Origin of the sequence: Paraburkholderia sp. HP33-1, assembly GCF_021390595.1 — a bacterium.
In the GTDB taxonomy this organism is placed as follows: domain Bacteria; phylum Pseudomonadota; class Gammaproteobacteria; order Burkholderiales; family Burkholderiaceae; genus Paraburkholderia.
Genome location: NZ_JAJEJR010000001.1, coordinates 1,769,600 through 1,789,513, shown reverse-complemented (window position 1 = coordinate 1,789,513; position 19,914 = coordinate 1,769,600). Strand labels below are relative to the sequence as shown.

Genomic DNA, 19,914 nt, shown 5'->3' with positions numbered 1-19,914 from the left:
GGTCTGCCTCACCACAAATAAAACAGCGCAAAGATGAACACCCACACCAGGTCGACGAAGTGCCAGTACAAGCCGGCAATTTCCACGATCTGGAAGTTGCCGTGCTCGGTGAACCCCGGCTGCAGGATCTTGCGTGCGATCAGCAACAGATAGATCACACCGCAACTCACGTGAAAGCCGTGGAACCCGGTGATCATGAAGAAGCACGCGCCAAACTGCGCCGCGCCCACCGGGTTGCCCCAGGGGCGGATACCTTCATGGACGATCAGCTTGGTCCATTCGAAGGCCTGCATCGACACGAAGCTCGCGCCCAGCAGCGCGGTCGCCAGCAACAGTGCGGCGGCGCGCTTTGCGTTACGCCGGTAGCCAAAGTTGACGGCCATCGCCATGGTGCCGCTGCTGCTGATCAGGATGAACGTCATGATGGCGATCAGCAGCAAAGGCACATCCACGCCGCCCACAGTGAGCCCGAACACTTTGGAAGTGTCAGGCCACGGCACCGTGGTCGACATCCGCACCGTCATGTAGCCGATCAGGAAGCTGCTGAATATGAAGGTGTCCGATAGCAGGAAGATCCACATCATCGCCTTGCCCCACGGCACCTTGAAGGCTTCCCGGTCGGCCGACCAGTCCGTGACGATGCCGCGCCAGCCGTCAGGCCCGGCGTCGGTGGGCGTGGTGGCAGCGGACTCGGTGCGCAGCGTGGGCGTGGTCATGGCGCGGCTCCATACAGCGGCCCGCAGATGGCGGCGACGAACCCTGGGGTGATCCACCACATCGCCGCCAGCAACACGAGCCAGACAGCCAGCAGGAAATGCCAGTAGATGGCGCACAGCGAGATGGCGCGGTGGGCCCGGAAGGGGTCCGCTCGCTGGAGAATCGCGATAGTCACGGCCCAGGCTACCAGCCCGCCCAGCACGTGCACCCCGTGCAGGCCGGTGAGCAGGTAGAGGAAGCTATTGGAAGGATTGACGGTGACGGTCTGCCCGGCCGCGGACAGCATGCGCCAGACGGCCAGTTGTCCGATCACGAACACGGCCGCCAGCATACCGCCGGACACCAGCCACGCCGCGCGGTGTACGGTGATCTGCCGGGCACGCTGCATGGCAATGCTTGCCAGCACCAGCGCGCCGGTGTTCCACCACAGCAGCGTCGGATGCGGGATCGGCTGCCAGTCGGGCTCGCGCATGCGCATTCCATAGGCGAGCAGCAGTAGTGAAAACAATGCCGTTGCCACCGCCATGAAGACGATCAGGCCGATGCGGCTCGCATTCGGCAAGACAGGTGGCGCGTCAGGAACGAAGGAGCGGCGCAGTGTGGTCATTCGCGTGCCTCTCCGGGTTGAAGCGTCGGGTGGGCGGCCGGTTCAGGCGCCGTCGCAGGCGGCTGGTTTTGCGGGACGAAGTCTTCCTCCTGCCCCGGCGGGCTGTATTCGTACGCCCAGCGGTAGACGACGGGCGGTGTGGCGCCCCAGTTGCCGTGCACCGGCGGCGTTTGCGGCGTCTGCCATTCGAGCGTGGTGGCCCGCCAGGGGTTGCTGTCGGCACGCTTGCCGCGCACGAGGCTCCACGCCAGGTTGTACAGGAACAGCAACTGCGACGTTGCAACGATCAGCGCAATGACGGTGATGAACGTGTTGAGCGTCTGCGCCGAAGATGGAATGAAGCTGATGCCCTCGTACTCGTAATACCGCCGCGGCATGCCCAGGATGCCGAGATAGTGCATCGGAAAGTAGATCGCATAGGTGCCGAGGAAAGTGACCCAGAAGTGCAAGCGCCCGAGCGTGTCGTTGAGCATGCGGCCCGTCACCTTCGGATACCAGTGGTAGATGCCGCCAAACACCACCAGGATCGGCGACACGGCCATCACCATATGGAAGTGCGCCACCACGAAGTACGTGTTCGACAACGGAATGTCCACGCTCACGTTGCCGAGATAGAGCCCGGTCAACCCACCCAGGACGAAGGTGCTGATGAATCCGATGGCAAACAGCATCGGCACGGTCAGGTGGATATCGCCGCGCCACAGCGTCAGCACCCAGTTGTAGACCTTGAGGGCGGTCGGGACGGCGATGATCAGCGTGGTGGTGGCAAAGAAGAAGCCGAAGTACGGATTCATGCCGGCGATGAACATGTGGTGCGCCCAGACCACGAAGCTCAGCGCACCGATGGCAACGATGGCCCACACCATCATCTTGTAGCCGAAGATGCTCTTGCGCGCATGCGTGCTGATGAGGTCGGACGCAATGCCAAAGGCCGGCAGCGCGACGATATAGACCTCCGGATGCCCGAAGAACCAGAACAGGTGCTGGAACAGCAGCGGGCTGCCGCCGGCATGCTTGAGCGTCTGCCCCATCGACACCACGGCGGGTATGAAGAAACTGGTGCCGAGTGTCCTGTCGAGGAGCATCATCACCGCCGACACGAACAGCGCCGGAAACGCCAGCAGTGCCAGGATGGTCGCGGTGAAGATGCCCCACACCGTGAGCGGCATGCGCATGAGCGTCATGCCGCGCGTGCGCGCTTGCAGCGTGGTGGTGACGTAATTCAGGCCGCCCATCGTTGCCGCGACAATGAAGATCGCCAGCGACACCAGCATCAGCACGATGCCCCATTCCACGCCCGGCGTGCCCGGCAGGATGGCCTGGGGTGGATACAGCGTCCAGCCAGCGCCGGTCGGCCCGCCGGGCACGAAGAAGCTCGCCACCAGTACCAGCACGGCCAGCAGGTAGACCCAGTAGCTCAACATGTTGAGAAACGGGAACACCATGTCGCGCGCGCCCAGCATCAGCGGGATCAGGTAGTTGCCGAAGCCGCCCAGAAACAGCGCCGTCAGCAGATAGATCACCATGATCATCCCGTGCATGGTGACGAACTGGTAGTAATGGTTGGCGTCGATGAAACTAAACTTGCCCGGAAAGCCGAGCTGCAACCGCATCAGGTCCGACAACACAAGGCCGACGAGGCCAATTGCGATGGCCGTCAGCGAATACTGCACGGCGATGACCTTGTGGTCCTGGCTCCAGACATAGCGAGTCCAGAAACTTTGCGGGCCGTGGTCGGTGTGTGCGTAGGGCATTGCGTCTGCTCCGCTAGGGTGTGGCTGCGCTGCTGGCGGCCGGGCCGCCTTGCGCTTCGATATAGGTCACCAGCGCGGTCAGTTCCTGATCGCTCAGGTCGAAGGTCGGCATGATGGGTGCGAAGCCCTTTACGACGCGAGCCTTCGGGTTGCGGATAAAGGCGCGCAGATACGCTTCGTCCACCTTCGCTGTGCTGCCGTCGGCCATCGTTTCGGTCTTGCCGTACAGGCCCTTCCAGGTGGGGCCCACGAGCGGACTGCCGTCCACGGTATGGCAGGCGACGCAGCCCTTGGCCGCTGCGAGCGCCTTGCCCAGGTCAGCAAGCGCCCGGGCGCTGCCGCCTGCAGCGGCGGGCGCGGCCTGCACCCTGGCCTGCTGCCGCTGCTCGAACGTGCTCTGCCGCGCCAGCCAGCGCGCGAACGATGCTTCGTCTTCCACCACGACCACGCCGCGCATGTTGGAGTGCCCGGTACCGCAAAGCTGCGCGCACAGGATGTCGTAACGCCCCGCCTTGGTCGGCGTGAACCAGAAGGTCGTCACCATGCCGGGCACCATGTTCATGCGCGCACGGAACGGCGGTACGTAGAAGTCGTGCAGCACGTCGCGCGAGCGTGTCAGGACCTGGATCGGCCGGTTGAGCGGCAGGTGCACCTCGGGCGCATCGATCAGGTAGTTGTCACGGCCGTTGGGGTCGCCGGGGTTCAGGCCGAAGGGGTTGTCGTCGCTGATGAAGCGCACGTCCGTCGTGCCCAGCTTGCCTCCAGGGCCGGCAAAGCGGAAGCGCCATTGCCATTGCTGGCCGAGCACTTCCATCTGCAGCACGTTGGGCGGCGGCCGTACGAAGTCCGCGTAGACGAAGAGCCCCGGTGCCAGCAACGCTGCCACGCCGACAGAGGTCAGGCCGATCAGCCACCATTCCAGCCGCTTGTTGTGCGGTTCGTAAGCACCGCGATGCCCCTTACGGTGGCGGTAGCGCACCAGTGCGATCACCATGAACAGGTTGATCGCGACGAAGAGCGCGCCGGTGATGACGAGCGTGATCGTCAGCATGTCGTCCATGCGCACCCAGTTCGAGGCGATCGGCGTGATCCACCAGGGACTGGCAAAGTGAAACCCCACCGCCAATACGATGATCAGGAACAGGGCAATCGCAAGCGACATAGGTCACCTCGCTGCGCGTCACTCGCCGGAGCCGCCAACAAAACGCTCCTGGCGTCGATGTGCCGCCTTGCCGTATTCGATACTTTCTGCGCCGGCACGTCTCTAGTGGAAAGGTAGTCCTCTCCTCTCTATCGTGCAAGGCAACGCAAGGGGGCAGAGCACTCCATATACGGATCGCACGAATGGAGGAGTCACTTGCTGCGATGCAATGCAAAACGGCCGCTGCCGGGACATTGCGGCGCAAACTCGAGAACAGATTTCCAGAACGGGTCACCTACGCCCCTTATTGTCTGCGGCAGGCGTACGATAAACAGCATCGACCCGTTGGGGGATGCTTGATTGACGGAGAGCCGACATGAGACGTCTCTATTTCCTCGTACCTGACCCGACGACGGCGAAGGCGATCGTAGACGACTTGCTGCGAGCGCGGATCACATGGCGACATATCCATGTCCTCGCGAATCACAGTGTCACACTCGAGCAGTTACCCGAGGCATCCTTGCTGCAAAGCAGCGACGTCGTGCACTCGCTCGAACGCGGCGTGATGCTCGGCGGCGCGACCGGCGCGCTTCTCGGCCTCGTGGCACTGGCGTTTCCTCCCGCGGAGCTCGCCATTGCGGGGGGAGCCGTCGTCGCATTGACGTTGGCAGGTGCCGGCTTCGGGGCCTGGACGGCGACGATGATCGGCGTCGACGAACCGAATACACGACTCGAGCGCTTTCGTGGCGCCATACGTGACGGCCAGCTCCTGATCATGGCCGACGTGCCTGGATCGCGCGAACAGGAGATCGAGCAGATGGTCGCGCAGCATTTTCCGAAGGCCGATCTCGAAGGCGCCGAGCCCACGACACCGATCTTCCCCTAGGGCACGACGCGTCTCGTCGAAATCCTTTCGGCTTACGAAACGTTTTCCAGCGCCGCGAACACGCGCGCGCTGAAGGTGTCGATCGAAGCGCCATGAGTGCTGCACGGCGAGGCTGTTGACTCGCAAGGCGCTAAACCCGCAGCGCACCGCGCAGCGCGCCGAAGTCGGTGCGTGGATGACGGTGAACAGGCGTCGTGTCCGGCACCGTGAAGAGCGGCTTGTCGCGCTGCGGATGCATCACATCCGCGAGGTGCAAAGGAAAGCGCTGACGCGACGCGTCGTTGTAGCGCCGTGCCGCTTCGTCGTACCGCTCGCGCGCGAATGCGATCCGGCCGGCCGACGAGGCGAGCCGCGCCTGTAGCGCGCGAAACGGCGGGCTCGCGCTCAGACGGGGGACAGCCTCGCAGGCGATCAGCAGCTGCGAAATCGCGTCGGTCAGTTCGCGTTGCGCGACATCGAAGCGTTCGAAAGAAGCGGCTGAATCGAGCAGCGCCGGCGATGCATGCAGATCCGCGACGGCCGCGCGTGCGCTTGCCACTTTCGCGAGCACCGGCGCATCGGGCGGCAGATGCCCGCGCGCGAGCACGAACGCCTGCGCTGTCAGGTCGAGGCGTGCGTTGTACAGGTCCAGCACGTCGGCAAATGCCGCGGTGAGTTCGTGATCGGCACCCCGCGCCGACTCGGTCTCGCATCCGGACATGCCAAGCAGCGCCAACAGAATCGAAACGATCAGGGCCGGTCTCATGTCGTCCTCGCTGCGGGGTGATTACGTGTCCGTGTGCATCGACAGCGTAGGCGCGCGGCGCAGCTTCGACTTGATCGTCGTCTGCAAAGTTTGATCAGGATCAGATTTCATCCGGGAGCCGCTCCAATGTATGGTGGCGACATGCGCACTTATCTAGCGTGCAAAGATCAAGCCTTCGAGGACTATCAGGCGTGCAGAAGATACCTATGACCGAATATTTCGTGTCTTACTACGATCCGGAAACCGGAACCATCAAAACTGGATTTGTTGACTCGCGCATATTCAAGAACGTGCGAATGAACCTGGCTCTATCGCACGAGGTAAATCAAGACCACCCTATTGACGATGAATTCGCCCGTCGCTTCGGCGGCGCGGCGCTTCTCTGGTTTGCTACGGAATACCCGGAGCTTCGTGAGTTTCTCGAAATCACGAATGGAAAAGGTAACAAAGTGTCGATCTGACGTGGAGTCACCGGCGATGAGCGCGCACACCGCATCGTTTGCAGGTGCCCAGCTTTTATACTGACGGCCGAACAGGACAAAGCCCGGCAAAGAACTTTCACCGCCCGCCTCCGGGCGGTTGGCCCCGGCATCGCTCGAACGCACCCATCCATGGATACTGATCTGCCGTCGTCGCGCCGCTCGCTCGCGCGCGTACTTGAAGTTCTCATCGTCTTTCTGAAACTCGGGCTGACCAGCTTCGGCGGCCCGATCGCTCACATCGGCTACTTCCGCCGCGAGTTCGTCGAGCGCCGGCGCTGGCTCGACGACGAAGCCTTCACCGATCTGATTGGACTGTGCCAATTTCTGCCCGGGCCGGCGAGCAGCCAGGTGGGGTTCTCGATCGGACTATTGCGGGCGGGTTGGGCTGGGGGCCTTGCCGCCTGGTGCGGTTTCACGCTGCCGTCGGTATTCGTGATGCTGGCCTTTGCGGCGATCGCGCCGGACCTGAGCGGTACCGCAGGCACAGGCGTGATTCACGGCCTGAAGCTCGTCGCGGTGGCCGTCGTCGCGCAGGCCGTCTGGGATATGGCGCGGCGTCTGTGTCCGGATCGCCGCCGCGCGGCGATCGCGCTTGCGTCGCTCGCGTTGCTGAGTCTCGTGAGCAGCGCCTACGCGCAACTGATCGTGATTGGGGCGGGTGCATTGCTCGGTGGCGCACTGTGCCGTGCGACGGCAGCACAAGCTCCGCGTCCCGTTGCCCAACCGGCCCGCGACTTTCAGGTGTCGCGCACGGCCGGCATGGCCGCGCTAGTGGTGTTTTGCGTGCTGCTGTTCGGGTTGCCGATATGGGCGGCAAGTCAGGGCTCGCCAGGCCTGCGCGTATTCGATGCGTTCTATCGCTGCGGCGCGCTCGTGTTCGGAGGCGGGCACGTGGTGCTGCCGTTGTTGCAGCGCGAAACCGTCGCAACCGGATGGGTCGCGCCCAATGATTTCCTTGCCGGCTATGGCGCGGCCCAGGCCGTACCCGGACCGCTATTCACGTTCGCGGCGTTCCTCGGCTGGATGATGGCCCTGTCGCCCCGGCATTGGAGCGGGGCGCTGCTGGCGACCTTGGGTATCTTTCTGCCCGGTCTGCTGCTCGTGCTCGCGGCATTGCCGTGGTGGCAGGCGCTGCGCGCGCGGACGACGATGTCGGCGGCGTTTGCCGGCGTCAATGCCGCGGTGGTCGGCCTCCTGGCTGCGGCGCTTTATTCGCCGGTATGGACGAGTGCGGTCTTGTCGCCAGCAGATTTCGCCATTGCGTGCATCGGCTTTTTCCTGTTGATGCGCTGGAAGGTGCCGCCGCTCGTGGTCGTCGTGTTCTGTGTGGCGGCCGGTGTTACACAAGCGGTGCGGCCGATCTGATCGCGCACGCCTTTCACAAGCACTGATCTGCATCAAGGCGGACAACAGGGCGTCAGGTAGCCTGCAACAGATGATCGCGCGGCCTGTAGGCGTTTGCGGCACCGGACGGTCCCGCGCGAAACCCCGACATGCCGGAAGCCACTCGCGCGATGACGGACCACATATTCGATAACGGCCTCGCCGGCTACGGATTGGCCGGCGTCAGCGCAAACGACAGCCCACGGGCCGTGCGTGCATGGCGGCACCTGCGCTGGGGGCTTTGCGCGCTGAGCTTTTGCGCGATTCCCGCCTTCTACGTCGAGCTGACTGTGCCGACCCAGTTTGCGCTGACCCTGTCGCGGACACTGTACCTGTGCATGTTCGCCGGCTTTGCGTTGTCGTTCACCTGGCTGGCCCATCTGAGCAGACAGCCGAAGACGCTGCTCGCGAACAACTGGCTCGACCTGATGATCGCGTTAGGCGCGGCGTTCAGCACCGGCTTCGGCACGCCGCCCTGGCAGCCCGTCGAATGGCTGCTGAGGCTGTCGTTCATGGGGCTCGTGGCGTTGCGCATCGTGCTGTCGCTGCGCGGCTTTTTCACGCCGAACCGTCTGATGTGGCTGCTCCTCGCCGGCGCGCTCGTGCTCGCGATGGCAGGCGCCGGCTTTTATTGGCTCGAACCGCGCGTGCATTCGTACGCGGAAGGACTTTGGCTGGCGTTCGAAAGCAGCGCGACCGTCGGCTACGGCGACATCGCGCCGACGACGCCCGCATCGCGCGTGTTCGCGGCATTCGTCGTGCTGCTCGGCTACGGCATGTTGTCGCTCGTCTTCGCGAGCATCGCCGCGGCATTCATCGGCAAGGAGGAGAGGGCGTTGCGGCGCGAGATGCATCGGGATATCAAGCATCTGAACGACGAAATCGTGCGCATGCACGCCGAACTGAAGGCGTTGCGCCAGACGATCGACGGCGCCGCGCGTCGGCGCGATCCGTTGCATTGACTCACCGCAAGGAGACAGAGGATGAAAACCGACGGGCAACTGAAGCACGAAGTCGAGGAGGAGTTCGAGTGGGATCCGGCGGTCACCGCGACCGATATCGGCGTGGAGGTGGCCAACGGCGTGGTCACGCTGTCCGGCCATCCGCCGAGTCTCGCCGAAAAACTCGCCGCCGAAAAAGCCGCGCAGCGCGTGGCCGGCGTGAAGGCTGTCGTGGTGGACATGGAGGTCCGCCTGCCGCAGCGGGACCAACATAGCGACGAGGAGGTGGCCGGCGCGGTCCACGCGATTCTGCACTGGAGCGCCGCGGTGCCCAACGATGCGGTGAAGATCCAGGTGGAAAAAGGCTGGGTCACGCTGACGGGCGCGCTCGATTGGGCCTACCAGCGCCATATCGTCGCGCGCGCCGTCGGCCAGATGCGCGGCATACGCGGCCTCACTAACGCAATCGAGGTGCACCGCAAGGTCGCGTCGAACGAGATCGGCAAGAACATCGAACAGGCGATGCGGCGGCATGCCGAACGCGAAGTCCGGCACATCGGTATCGACGTGAAGGACGGCACGGTCACGCTGACGGGCAAGGTGGGCTCCTACGCGGAACGCAAAATCGCGCGTGGCGTTGCCTGGAGCACGCCCGGCGTATGCGCGGTGGTCGACGATCTGGTCGTCGAATGACAGCCTTACAGTTGGCCGAGTTCGACGCGTTGCCCGTCAACGGGTACCTCGCAAGGCCAGGCGAGCGTCTCCGCAATGCGCCGCCGCATCGCATCGGCCGCCGCGGGCTCGCCGTGCGTGACGAAGGTGCGGGCGGGCGCGTCGGTCAGACTCGACAGCCAGTTCAGCAGTTCGTGGTAATCGGCATGCGCGGATAGCGACGAGATCGATTCGACGTTCGCGCGCACGCGCACATATTCGCCGAACAATTTGATGGACGGCTCGTGGGCCGCCAGCGCCGCGCCACGCGTGCCCGCCGCCTGATAGCCGACGAGCGCGATCGTATTGCGCGGATCGGACGCGCACAGGCGCAGATGATGCAGCACGCGCCCGCCCGTCGCCATTCCGCTGCCTGCGATGATCACCATCGGCCCGTTGTGCGATGCGATCGCCTTCGACTGGTCGACGCTTCTGACCATGATCGCGGCCTTGTCGATCGCATTGGCGTCGGAAATCGTCAGCCGATGTTCGGCGAGGTGCTTGCGATACACGTCCGTCACGCTGGTCGCCATCGGACTGTCCAGATAGACGGGCACGTGCGCCATGCGCCCGGTCTCCTTGAGTTTCGCGATGTAGTAAAGGATTTCCTGCGCCCGTCCGACCGCGAAGCACGGCATCACCACCACGCCGCCTTTGGCGAACGTTCGGCTGAAGATCCGCTCGAGTTCGTCCTGCGGATTCGAGTCCGGATGCAGGCGGTCGCCGTAGGTCGATTCGACGACGAGATAATCGGCGTGCGCGAGCGGCGAGGGCGCACGCATGATCGGATCTTCGGGGCGGCCCACGTCGCCGGAAAACGCCAACACCTTGTGATTGCGGCACATGATGACGCTCGCCGCCCCGAGGATGTGCCCCGACGGCAGGAATCGGAAGCGAAGCCCATGTGACAGTTCGACGGGCGTGTCGAAGCGCCGTGGCGCAATCAGATGCAGCGCTCGTTGCGCGTCGTCGAGCGTGTAGAGCGGCAGCGCCGGCCGATGCTTCGAGAAGCCGTGCCGGTTCGCGAAATCCGCTTGCTCTTCCTGCAGCTTCGCGCTGTCGGGCAGCATGATCTCGCAGAGCGCGGCGGTGCCAGGCGTGCAATAGATGGGACCGCGAAAGCCGTTGCGCGCGAGCAATGGCAGATAGCCGCTATGGTCGAGATGGGCGTGAGTCAGGATCACCGCGTCGATCGAATCGGCCGGCACCGGAAGGGGGGCCCAGTTGCGCAGCCGCAGGTTCTTCACTCCCTGAAACAGCCCGCAATCGACGAGGATGCGCAAGCCCGGTTCTTCAAGCAGATACTTCGACCCCGTGACGGTCCCGCTTGCACCGAGAAAGGTCAGTTTCATGGTTCCTCCATTGCACCCGGACGAGGTGTCGCATGGGACCATTTCAGCGGATGCGGGCGCCGGGCTTTTGATCTGGATCAGCGGTCGCGGGGCCGCCAGCGCGTAATTTACGCGTCGCCCGGTTCTCCGGGCAGCATGCGCCTGAGCACGCCATCGCGCAGGACGAAGTGATGAAACAGCGCGGCGGCCGCATGCCCCGCCGCGATGACGATGATGGCCCAGCCGATGAAATCATGAGCCTCGCCAATCGCATGATGCGTGGCCTTGTCGGTCGGCGCGAACGGAGCGGGGATCAGCAGACCGAAAAAGCTCATCGATTCATCGCCGGACCAGCGCAGCACAAATCCCAGTACCGCTTCGCCGACCAGCAGCGCATACAGGAGATAGTGGACACCTTTCGCGGCGGTCTCGGCCAACCCCGAGGCGGTCGCGGGACGTTGATGCCCCCCGGGTATCAGACGCCACCCGATGCGCGCGATCAACACGGCCGACAGCAGTATTCCAAATGACATGTGCGAGACGATCATCAGGTGACGCGTTGGCTTCGGTGCAAACCCCCAGGTGTGGGCCAGACCGAATTGCGCCAGCACCAGAATCACCGTGGCCCAATGCAGCAAGATCGAGAGAGGGTCGTACTGCGTGCGGTCATTGCCTGCCGCGATTCGCGTGGTTTTAGAGGTCGTGGGTGAATGTTTGAGCATGGTCATCGGGTCGAGTGAACAGATTGGTAACGGTAAGGTTCCTGGAAATAGGGGTGCAGCGACGTCTGACGTACGTGGCCTGCCAGCGCCAACGGAGCGTACCAGGATCTGCTGAACGATTTCTTAAGGCTGCCTTTTGCCGCAAAAGTGGAGTCAGCCATTCTGGCTCGTTCGTGTGACGATCGGCATGGCGGTGGTGATGTCGTTGACGGGCGTGGCGCACAATGTGTACGAACTGGCCGCGCCGCTGGCGCGTTCGTTGCCCGCTCGCGAACTGATGGCGAAGCTGGAGCGCGAATCGCGTGAAAATATCGAGCGGCTGCAATCGGTGTGGAACTGAGCAGTCCGGCTTCCACGCTTGCAGCGCGGCCTGGATCGACGGGTTCTTGAGCCAGAAAAACAAAGGCGAACAGGCATGCAACGCAAATTCGACGATCTCCTGCTGGGCAGCATCGAGCTGTTCTGCCTCGCGGCGGAACTCGGAAGCTTCACGCTGGCGGCCAATGCCGCGAGCGTCACGCCGGCGGCCGTGAGCCGCTCAGTGGCGCGGCTCGAGGAGCGGCTCGGCGTGCGCCTGTTCGTGCGCACCACGCGCCAGATCCGCCTGACCGACGCGGGGCGGCGCTACTTCGAGCAGTGCCGCCAGGCCTTGTCGCAACTCGCAGACGCCGAGCGCGAAGCGACGGGCGAGCAGACCACGCCGGCCGGCGTGCTGCGCATCAGCATGCCCACGCCCTATGGGCACTATCGCGTCCTGCCGCTGCTACCGGCGTTTCGCGAGCGCTATCCGCAAGTGCAGGTCGAGACGCACCTGAGCAACCGCAACATCGACTTCGCGGACGAAGGTTTCGATCTCGCGATACGCGGTCGCGCGCCGGCCGACTCAAACCTCGTGGCACGCAAGCTCGAAGATGCGGAAATGGTCGTGGTGGCGACACCCGCCTATCTGAAGCGCGCGGGCGTGCCGACAACCATCGCGGAGCTTCAGGCGCACGAGTGCATCCAGTTCGAACTGCCAAGCAGCGGGCGCCATCTCGCCTGGACCTTTGAGGACTCGCACGACGATGGCGACGTGCTGACGAGGGGAAGTTATCGAACGTCCGGCGACGCGCTCGCCGGCGTCACGCTCGCGCGGGCCGGCGCCGGTCTGTTTCAGACCTATCGCTTCGTCGTCGAAGACGACCTTCGTGAAGGCAGGCTCGTGGAGGTGTTGCGCGAAGCGGGCGGACGCACGCGGCCGTTCATCCTGCTTTATCCGCACGCGCGCTACCTGACTTCGCGCGTGCGGGCTTTCGTCGATTTTCTCGTTGAGCAGTTGGCGAAACCCGCGCCAGCCGCACCGCCCCCGCGGCGCACGCGCGTGCGCCCGCCACGGCACTGATCTGCTCAGTGGCCCGCGCTCTGGCCGCCGTCCACGTGCAGGATCTCGCCGGTCACGAACGGCGCCGAGTCGAGATAGAGGATCGCGTTGACGATGTCGCTCATCTCGCCCATATGACCCATTGGATGCAGTGCGCCAAGCGCCGCATGGGTTTCGGGCGCATGCATCGGAGACTTGATGATGCCGGGCGAAACCGCGTTGGCGCGAATGCCGCGCTTTGCATACTCGATCGCGAGCGAGCGGGTCGCGGCGGCGAGTCCGCCCTTCGTCAGCGAGGCCAGCACGGACGGAACACCGTCGATCGCGTGATCCACGAGCGTCGTCGTGATGTTGACCACGTGCCCGCTCTCGTGCTTCTCCATCTCTGCAATCGCGAGCTGCGTGATATGGAAAAATCCCGCGAGATTGATGCCCGTGATCGTCGCGTAATCTTCTGCCGTGTATTGAGTAAACGGCTTGGCTACGAAAATGCCCGCATTGTTCACGAGCGTATCGACTCGACCAAAACGCGCCACGGCTGTCTCGATGACCCGTCGAGCCGTGGCCGGATCGGCGATATCGCCGGCGACCGCGACGAGGTTGGGATCGTCGGACTGTTTGATGGTGCGCGATGTAGCGACCACATAGTGGCCGAGCTTGCGAAATGCCCTGGCCGTTTCCGCGCCGATGCCTTGCGACGCACCGGTAATCACGACGACTTTGGGAGAGTGACTCATGATGGACCTCGAAGTAAGTGAGAGCAGCGATCTGTGATCGGGCTAGTGGCTCCGATGGCCATCAATTTATGCGGCCGCGCTTCGCTTTTAAATACAAGCCGTGGACAAACAGTTGTGAGTCGCAGGAACAAGAAAGCTCCAAAGAATCGCAGCGATAGTTGCTGGCAGCTCAATTCTGTTTTCCACGAGGTATCGCAGACGGTGAGGAAATCTCCTTGATGAAATCTGCATAGTCAAATATATTGAAGTCAGATATCGAGGAGGCGATCGATGAATGATTCCGTCGACGAAGACTTTGAGCGTACGCAGAAGCTGGTACTCGTGCTGGGTCAGGCCCGTCAGCTGATTGCAAGCGAACTCAGGGCAGGGCTCCGGGATGCCGGACTGAATCCGCAGGAGCGCGGTGTCATGCTCACGCTGGCGCACGGGAGCGTGAAAACGCCGGCCGCATTGTCGAAGCTGGCTGGCGTCCACCCGACCCGGATGACCCGCGTGCTGGACCGGCTCGAAACCCGTGGACTGATCGAGCGCGCCCGCAACGCCAGGGATCGTCGCCTAGTGGATGTTTCGTTGACGCAGCAAGGGCGGGCGGTTGCCGCCCGAAACGTACGGGTTGCCCGTGGGGCGTGGAGCGAGCGACTCTCACACTTCTCGAAGTCAGACTTCGACGCGTTGAGCTTGCTTCTTTCGAGACTGCTCGGCCACTAAGGCGGCATTTTTTTACTCATTTATCTGACATATCAGATAAACGCCCATTGCTGACGGGCGCTTCGAACCGACACGAGGACGTCACATGAATTCATCGATCAACCCGGGTGCGCCGGCTCCGCTGACGGGCGCCAGGTTTGCCATTGGCACGTTCGCCGTGGCGCTGGCCACCTTTATGAACGTGCTGGATTCGTCGATCGCGAACGTCGCGATTCCGACGCTCTCAGGCAACCTCGGCGTCTCCATCGACGAAGGGACGTGGGTCATCACGCTCTTTGCCGCGGCCAACGCGGTATCGATTCCGTTGACAGGGTGGCTCACCCAGCGCATCGGGCAGGTCAAGCTGTTCGTCTGGGCCATCCTGCTGTTCGTGTTGTCGTCGGCGGCGTGCGGCCTCGCGCCAAACCTGCTCGTGCTGCTCGCCGCGCGCGTCGTGCAGGGCGCCGTGGCGGGGCCGCTGGTGCCGTTGTCGCAGGCACTGCTGCTCGCATCGTTTCCGAAGGAGAAGAGTTCGAACGCGCTGGCGCTCTGGGCCATGACCGCGACGGTCGGGCCCATCGCGGGTCCGGCGCTCGGCGGCTGGATCACCGACAGCTACAGCTGGTCGTGGATCTTCTACATCAACGTACCGGTCGGCCTGTTCGCCGCTGGCGCGATCTGGGCGATCTACCGGGACCGCGAGACGCCCACCCGCAAACTCCCGATCGACAAGGTCGGACTAATCTCGCTGATCGCGTGGGTCGCGCCGTTGCAGATCATGCTCGACAAGGGCCGCGACCTCGACTGGTTCAGCTCGCCGGTGATCTGGGTGCTCACGATCGTCGCTATCGTCAGCTTCCTGTTCTTCCTGATCTGGGAATTGACCGAGCAAAGGCCGATCGTCAACCTGCGGCTTTTCGCCAGACGTAACTTCCTCGGCGGCACGATTGCGATTTCGGTTGCCTACGCGATCTTCTTCGCCAACCTCGTGATCCTGCCGCAATGGATTCAGGGCTTCCTCGGCTACCGGGCGGTGGACGCGGGGCTCGTGACTGCGCCGCTCGGCATTTTTGCCGTGATCCTCGCCCCGGTGATGGGCAAGATCATGCCGCGCTCCGACATGCGGGTGCTTGCCACGCTTGCGTTCGTGGGATTCGCCGGCGTGTTCTTCATGCGCTCGAATTACACGACCGGCGTCGATGCATGGACGCTGGTGTTGCCGACGCTGCTGCAAGGCATTCCCACTGCACTGTTCTTCACGCCGCTCACCGCGATCATCCTGTCGGGTCTGTCGCCGGAGGAGATTCCGGCGGCGGCGGGTCTGTCCAACTTCGTGCGCATTTTTGCAGGCGCAGTGGGCACGTCGCTGATGAGCAACGCGTGGAACGACCGCACGATCCTTCATCACGCGCGCCTTGCCGAGCAAACGAGTGTGGACGATCCTGGTTTTACCGGTGCTATCGCGCATCTGCAGGCGGCGCTGGACGCGGGCGTTCCCAAGGCCACGGCCTTTTACGAAGCCTCGCTCAATGCGCAGGCCACGATGCTCGGCCTGAACGACATCTTCTGGATCTCGGCGGTGATCTTCGTCGTGATCATCCCGTTGATCTGGATAACGACACCGACGAGCGGTGGCGCCGCAGGCGCAGCCGCCGCCGGCGGACACTGAACCCTTTTGGACAACCCGGTCCGGACGACAAATGACAATTCCAATTTTCTCCTTGAATGTATCTGATAATGCAGATATTGTTCGAATCAACAAGGAGGGCGCCGCCATGGACCATTACACGACGAAAAACTTCATGCTGACAGAGAGTATTGGCTTCAGGCTGGTCAAGGCGCGCAACGTGGTCGTTGCGGAAATGGACGCGGCGCTCAAGGACCTCGACATCAACGGCCAGCAGATGGGCATCCTGCTTTCCCTGAAGCAGGGTGTGGCGACCACGCCTTTCGAGCTGTCGAAACTGCTCGGAATCGACACCGGCTTGATGACGCGGATGCTGGACAAGCTGGAATCGAAGGGACTGCTGGAACGATCCCGCGACCCGGAAGATCGCCGCGTGGTCAATCTGACGTTGACCGGGGAGGGGCGGAAAACCTCCGCGCGGATTCCGGAAATCGCACCGCATGTGCTGAACGCCCGCTTGCGCAAATTCACGAAGGCCGAGTTTGCCGAGCTGGACCGCCTGCTTCGCAAGTTCACAGGCGATTGAGCGGCGCGGCCGTGGGCCGCGTTTTTTTCACCCAATTATCTGATTTGTCAGAAAATGAATACGCAGACTTCTAGTGCAGATATCGCTGCCCGATCGCTGAAGCGCGCTGTTTCGGTGATCTCAATCGCAGTGTTGGCGGCGTGCGCAAATTACGCGGGCATCCACAGCGACAAGCAGATTGCCCAACCACAACAGCTTGAAACGGCGCAAAGCCTCCCGCAGGAGCAGGGACACTGGCCGTCCGCCGACTGGGTCGACCAGTTCGGCGACGCTCAATTAAAAGCGTTGATTGCCGAGGCTCTGCAAGGCAGCCCGACGCTCGACCAGGCGCGTGCGCGTGTCGCGCAGGCGCAAGCCTATAGTGAAACGGCGAAGGCGAATACGCTGCCGCGCGTCGACGCCGAGTACACGCTGACGCGCCAGCAGTTCAGCAGCACCGCATTGATTCCGCCGCCTTATGCCGGCTCCTGGCAGACGGAGAACAAGGGTCTGTTGAGCGCCTCTTACGATCTCGACCTGTGGGGCAAGAACCGCGAGGCGTTGCGCGCCGCTGTCTCGGAGGAGGCCGCAAGCGAAGCCGACGAGGAAGTCGTCAGGCTCGCGCTCGACACCTCGATCGCCCGCAGTTACAACGAGCTGGCGCGGCTCTACGCATTGCGCGACATCGCGCAGCAGGAAGTCGTGCGGCGCGAGCAGATCGACCGCATCACTGCGAGCCGCATCGCAACGGGCCTCGATACTGAAGTGGAGCGCAAGACGGCCGAGGCGAATCTGTCCACGAGCCGCTCCCGTGTCAGCGCACTCGACGGCAGCATCCTGACCACCCGGTATCAATTGGCGGCACTGCTCGGCAAGGGGCCCGACCGCGGACTGGCGATCACCCGGCCGACGCTCGGCGTGGGCGACGACGTGCGTCTGCCGGACAACCTGCCTGCCGATCTTCTGAGCCGGCGGCCAGACATCGTCGCGGCGCGCTGGCGCGTCGACGCGATCACGCATGAGGTGAAGGAAGCCAAGGCCGAGTTCTATCCCGACATCAATCTGAGCGCCGCGATCGGTTTCGACGCGTTCGGCTTCGGCCGCTTTCTGAGCGCGGCAAGCCGCACTGCCTCGGTAGGGCCTGCGATCCATCTGCCGATCTTCGATGCGGGTGCGCTGCGCGCGCAGCTCAAAGGCCGCTACGCCGAGTTCGACTATGCGGTGGCGAGCTACAACCAGACGTTGATCGGCGCGTTGAGCGGTGTGGCCACACAGCTCGCGCAGATCCGTTCGAGCGACACTCAGTTGGTCGATGCGCAAGCCGCGCAGCAGGCCGCGCGCGACGCCGATCAACTGGCGATCACGCAATACAAGGCGGGGCTCACCAATCAACTGACCGTGCTCAATGCCGACGTCACCGCGCTGAATGCTGACGAGGCGATCGCCAACCTGAAGATGAACCGGCGCGACCAGCAGATCGAGCTCGCGTCGTCGCTGGGCGGTGGCTATGTCGATACGTCGGCCACTACCGGCCTTCACGCGGACGTCGCCGCCAGTCAAGTCAAGCCCGTCGTCGTCGCACGTTGAGCGGCACGCTGGCCAACCTATCAGGAGAACTGCAATGAGCGATTCGATCACGACCGACCGCGAACTGGCGGATCAGCAAGACGAACCTGCGGCCGGCGCGCAGGCGCCTGCCGCGCCCCAGAACGACAACGAGGCCGCGCCCCCTGCGCGCCGCAAGCGCCTGATCGTGCTGCTCGGCGCCGCGCTCGTGCTCGCGAGCGCGGCCTACGGCGCGTACTACTTCACCGAGGGCCGTTATCACGAGGAGACCGACGACGCCTACGTCAGCGGCAATCTCGTGCAACTGACGCCGCAGGTCACCGGCACGGTGGTTGCCGTAAACACCGACGACACGCAGATCGTGAAGCAAGGCGACCCCGTCGTCACACTGGACCCGGCCGATGCCAAACTTGCGCTCGCCGATGCCGAAGCGCAACTCGGGCAGACCGTGCGTCGCGTGAGCGGCCTGTATGTCAACAACGACTTTTACGCGGCGAACGTCACGCAGCGCGAAGCCGACCTGGCCCGCGCCCGCGATGATCTGCACCGCCGCGAGGCGGTCGCCGACACCGGCGCAGTATCCGCCGAAGATATCGCACACGCCCGCGACGCGGTGAACGTCGCGCAGGCCGCGCTCGACGCCGCGCGTCAGCAGGGCGAGGCCAACCACGCGTTGACTGACCGCACCACGGTCGAACAGCATCCGGACGTGCAGGCCGCCGCCGCGAAAGTGCGGACCGCGTGGCTCGCCTATACGCGCGATACGCTGCCGGCGCCGGTGACGGGCTATGTCGCGCAGCGCCGGGTTCAGGTTGGCCAGCGCGTCGCCCCTGGCACCCCGCTGATGGCGATCGTGCCGCTCGACGGCGTGTGGGTCGACGCCAACTTCAAGGAAGTGCAGCTCAAGCACATGCGGATCGGCCAGCCGGTCACGCTGACCTCGGATGTCTACGGTCGAGGCGCCAGATATCACGGGCGTATCGAGGGCTTTTCGGCGGGTACGGGCAGCGCGTTCGCGACGTTGCCGGCGCAGAATGCCACGGGCAACTGGATCAAGATCGTGCAGCGGCTGCCCGTGCGCATTGAACTCGATCCGGCCGAACTGGCCGCGCATCCGCTGCGCATCGGCCTGTCGATGATGGTCGATGCCGACACGCGCGACGACTCTGGTTCGCAGCTGGGCGCGGCGCAGAACACGCGTTATCGCACCGATGTTTTCGAGCAATACGACACGCAGGCCGATGCTGAAATCGACAAGATCATCCAGCAGAACGAAGTGGTTTCACGCGTGAGCGCCGCGCAACTGCAATTGCAACGCGTGGCGTCGCGGGTTGATGCGATTCAGGCGCGGCCTGTCGCGACGCTCAAGCGGGCAGGATCTGAGCAATGACGACGATGATGACCGCGGCATTGGCGGGCAACTGGCTATGCGAGAACGCAGAGCGCGCATGTCCCGCCTTGTCGCCGAGCACGGCGGCGAACAGATCGGAAGCGCCGTCGATCACGGCGGGCTGGTCGTAGAACCCATCGGCGCTACTGACGTGCCCCTCGACACGAACGAGATGATGCAGGCGCTCGAAGCCTCCGAGATGCCGCGAGATCTGCGCGAGCACGTTGAGCGCGGCGAGTTGGGCAGCCTTGCGGCCCTGTTCGAGTGTCAAGGTCTCGCCGACGCGCCCCGTATAGGCCATCTTGCCCTCGGAAAGCGGTACCTGGCCTGAGACGAAGAGCAGGTTTCCGGCTTCGCTGACAGCCGTATAGCTGCCGAGGGGTTGCGGCGGCGCGGGCAGTTCGAGACCGAGTTCGGCGAGTTTCTCGTGGACGGACATGATGGGCTCCTTGAGCGTGGTGGCCAGTGCGAGAATAGGCGCATCCGCCGCGAACTCGAACACACACCGTGGACAAAGAGTCTTGCGTCGCGAGAACAAATCTCGTTGGACTGCTGATTGATT

21 protein-coding genes are annotated in these 19,914 nt (G+C 63.7%); 12 read left to right on the top strand and 9 right to left on the bottom strand.

Annotation, left to right across the window (positions count from 1 at the left end; translation table 11 throughout):
- Positions 1–8: 8 nt before the first annotated feature.
- From L0U81_RS08140 to L0U81_RS08125, 4 genes are read right to left on the bottom strand one after another with little or no spacing between them, the layout of a single operon-like run.
- Positions 9–716 carry a heme-copper oxidase subunit III family protein gene (locus tag L0U81_RS08140; RefSeq protein ID WP_233801556.1) on the bottom strand — a complete coding sequence of 236 codons (708 nt, stop codon included), beginning with the start codon at positions 714–716 and terminating at the stop codon, positions 9–11.
- A complete protein-coding gene (locus L0U81_RS08135; protein WP_233801554.1) occupies positions 713–1,324 on the bottom strand; it encodes a cytochrome c oxidase subunit 3 in 612 nt (203 codons plus the stop codon). The genes L0U81_RS08140 and L0U81_RS08135 overlap by 4 nt, the downstream gene beginning before the upstream one ends.
- Positions 1,321–3,078, bottom strand: a complete 1,758-nt coding sequence (ctaD, locus tag L0U81_RS08130) for a cytochrome c oxidase subunit I (protein ID WP_233801552.1) — start codon at positions 3,076–3,078, stop codon at positions 1,321–1,323. The genes L0U81_RS08135 and ctaD overlap by 4 nt, the downstream gene beginning before the upstream one ends.
- A gap of 13 nt (positions 3,079–3,091) precedes the next feature.
- Positions 3,092–4,240, bottom strand: coding sequence for a c-type cytochrome (locus tag L0U81_RS08125; protein WP_233801550.1), 1,149 nt, complete (start codon positions 4,238–4,240; stop codon positions 3,092–3,094).
- A gap of 355 nt (positions 4,241–4,595) precedes the next feature.
- On the opposite strand from L0U81_RS08125, the gene L0U81_RS08120 reads away from it, so the two are divergent.
- A complete protein-coding gene (locus tag L0U81_RS08120) occupies positions 4,596–5,105 on the top strand; it encodes a DUF1269 domain-containing protein (RefSeq protein ID WP_233801548.1) in 510 nt (169 codons plus the stop codon).
- Positions 5,106–5,235: 130 nt separating this feature from the next.
- On the opposite strand, the gene L0U81_RS08115 is transcribed toward L0U81_RS08120, so the two are convergent.
- On the bottom strand, positions 5,236–5,850 hold the full coding sequence (locus L0U81_RS08115; RefSeq protein WP_233801546.1) for a LemA family protein: 615 nt from the start codon (positions 5,848–5,850) through the stop codon (positions 5,236–5,238).
- A gap of 206 nt (positions 5,851–6,056) precedes the next feature.
- Here L0U81_RS08115 and L0U81_RS08110 point away from each other — a divergent pair, with 206 nt between their 5' ends.
- The 4 genes from L0U81_RS08110 (at position 6,057) to L0U81_RS08095 (ending at position 9,349) form a co-directional block, all read left to right on the top strand.
- The gene (locus tag L0U81_RS08110) at positions 6,057–6,311 is read left to right on the top strand and encodes a hypothetical protein (RefSeq protein ID WP_233801544.1); all 255 of its coding nucleotides are present in this window, start codon (positions 6,057–6,059) and stop codon (positions 6,309–6,311) included.
- Between the two features lie 150 nt (positions 6,312–6,461).
- Entirely contained in the window at positions 6,462–7,697 is a 1,236-nt protein-coding gene (gene chrA / locus L0U81_RS08105) for a chromate efflux transporter (RefSeq protein ID WP_233801542.1), read from the top strand.
- 149 nt (positions 7,698–7,846) lie between these two features.
- On the top strand, positions 7,847–8,677 hold the full coding sequence (locus L0U81_RS08100) for a potassium channel family protein (protein ID WP_233804264.1): 831 nt from the start codon (positions 7,847–7,849) through the stop codon (positions 8,675–8,677).
- A gap of 21 nt (positions 8,678–8,698) precedes the next feature.
- The gene (locus tag L0U81_RS08095; protein ID WP_233801540.1) at positions 8,699–9,349 is read left to right on the top strand and encodes a BON domain-containing protein; all 651 of its coding nucleotides are present in this window, start codon (positions 8,699–8,701) and stop codon (positions 9,347–9,349) included.
- A 5-nt stretch (positions 9,350–9,354) separates the two neighbouring features.
- Here L0U81_RS08095 and L0U81_RS08090 read toward each other — a convergent pair whose 3' ends face one another.
- The gene (locus L0U81_RS08090) at positions 9,355–10,719 is read right to left on the bottom strand and encodes an MBL fold metallo-hydrolase RNA specificity domain-containing protein (protein WP_233801538.1); all 1,365 of its coding nucleotides are present in this window, start codon (positions 10,717–10,719) and stop codon (positions 9,355–9,357) included.
- 107 nt (positions 10,720–10,826) lie between these two features.
- Positions 10,827–11,420, bottom strand: coding sequence for a cytochrome b (locus L0U81_RS08085; protein WP_233801535.1), 594 nt, complete (start codon positions 11,418–11,420; stop codon positions 10,827–10,829).
- A 175-nt stretch (positions 11,421–11,595) separates the two neighbouring features.
- On the opposite strand from L0U81_RS08085, the gene L0U81_RS08080 reads away from it, so the two are divergent.
- Both L0U81_RS08080 and L0U81_RS08075 read left to right on the top strand, forming a co-directional pair.
- Entirely contained in the window at positions 11,596–11,760 is a 165-nt protein-coding gene (locus tag L0U81_RS08080; RefSeq protein ID WP_233801533.1) for a hypothetical protein, read from the top strand.
- A gap of 75 nt (positions 11,761–11,835) precedes the next feature.
- On the top strand, positions 11,836–12,801 hold the full coding sequence (locus L0U81_RS08075; protein ID WP_233801531.1) for a LysR family transcriptional regulator: 966 nt from the start codon (positions 11,836–11,838) through the stop codon (positions 12,799–12,801).
- A 5-nt stretch (positions 12,802–12,806) separates the two neighbouring features.
- On the opposite strand, the gene L0U81_RS08070 is transcribed toward L0U81_RS08075, so the two are convergent.
- Entirely contained in the window at positions 12,807–13,517 is a 711-nt protein-coding gene (locus L0U81_RS08070; RefSeq protein WP_233801529.1) for an SDR family NAD(P)-dependent oxidoreductase, read from the bottom strand.
- A gap of 270 nt (positions 13,518–13,787) precedes the next feature.
- On the opposite strand from L0U81_RS08070, the gene L0U81_RS08065 reads away from it, so the two are divergent.
- From L0U81_RS08065 to L0U81_RS08045, 5 genes are all read left to right on the top strand, one after another.
- Positions 13,788–14,225 carry a MarR family winged helix-turn-helix transcriptional regulator gene (locus tag L0U81_RS08065; protein ID WP_233801527.1) on the top strand — a complete coding sequence of 146 codons (438 nt, stop codon included), beginning with the start codon at positions 13,788–13,790 and terminating at the stop codon, positions 14,223–14,225.
- 85 nt (positions 14,226–14,310) lie between these two features.
- On the top strand, positions 14,311–15,873 hold the full coding sequence (locus L0U81_RS08060; RefSeq protein WP_233801525.1) for a DHA2 family efflux MFS transporter permease subunit: 1,563 nt from the start codon (positions 14,311–14,313) through the stop codon (positions 15,871–15,873).
- A gap of 106 nt (positions 15,874–15,979) precedes the next feature.
- Entirely contained in the window at positions 15,980–16,417 is a 438-nt protein-coding gene (locus L0U81_RS08055; RefSeq protein ID WP_233804262.1) for a MarR family winged helix-turn-helix transcriptional regulator, read from the top strand.
- A 54-nt stretch (positions 16,418–16,471) separates the two neighbouring features.
- Entirely contained in the window at positions 16,472–17,983 is a 1,512-nt protein-coding gene (locus L0U81_RS08050) for an efflux transporter outer membrane subunit (RefSeq protein WP_233801523.1), read from the top strand.
- A 34-nt stretch (positions 17,984–18,017) separates the two neighbouring features.
- Positions 18,018–19,352, top strand: coding sequence for an HlyD family secretion protein (locus tag L0U81_RS08045; RefSeq protein WP_233801520.1), 1,335 nt, complete (start codon positions 18,018–18,020; stop codon positions 19,350–19,352).
- On the opposite strand, the gene L0U81_RS08040 is transcribed toward L0U81_RS08045, so the two are convergent.
- Positions 19,327–19,791 carry a RidA family protein gene (locus tag L0U81_RS08040; protein WP_233801518.1) on the bottom strand — a complete coding sequence of 155 codons (465 nt, stop codon included), beginning with the start codon at positions 19,789–19,791 and terminating at the stop codon, positions 19,327–19,329. The genes L0U81_RS08045 and L0U81_RS08040 overlap by 26 nt on opposite strands.
- Positions 19,792–19,914 lie beyond the last annotated feature (123 nt).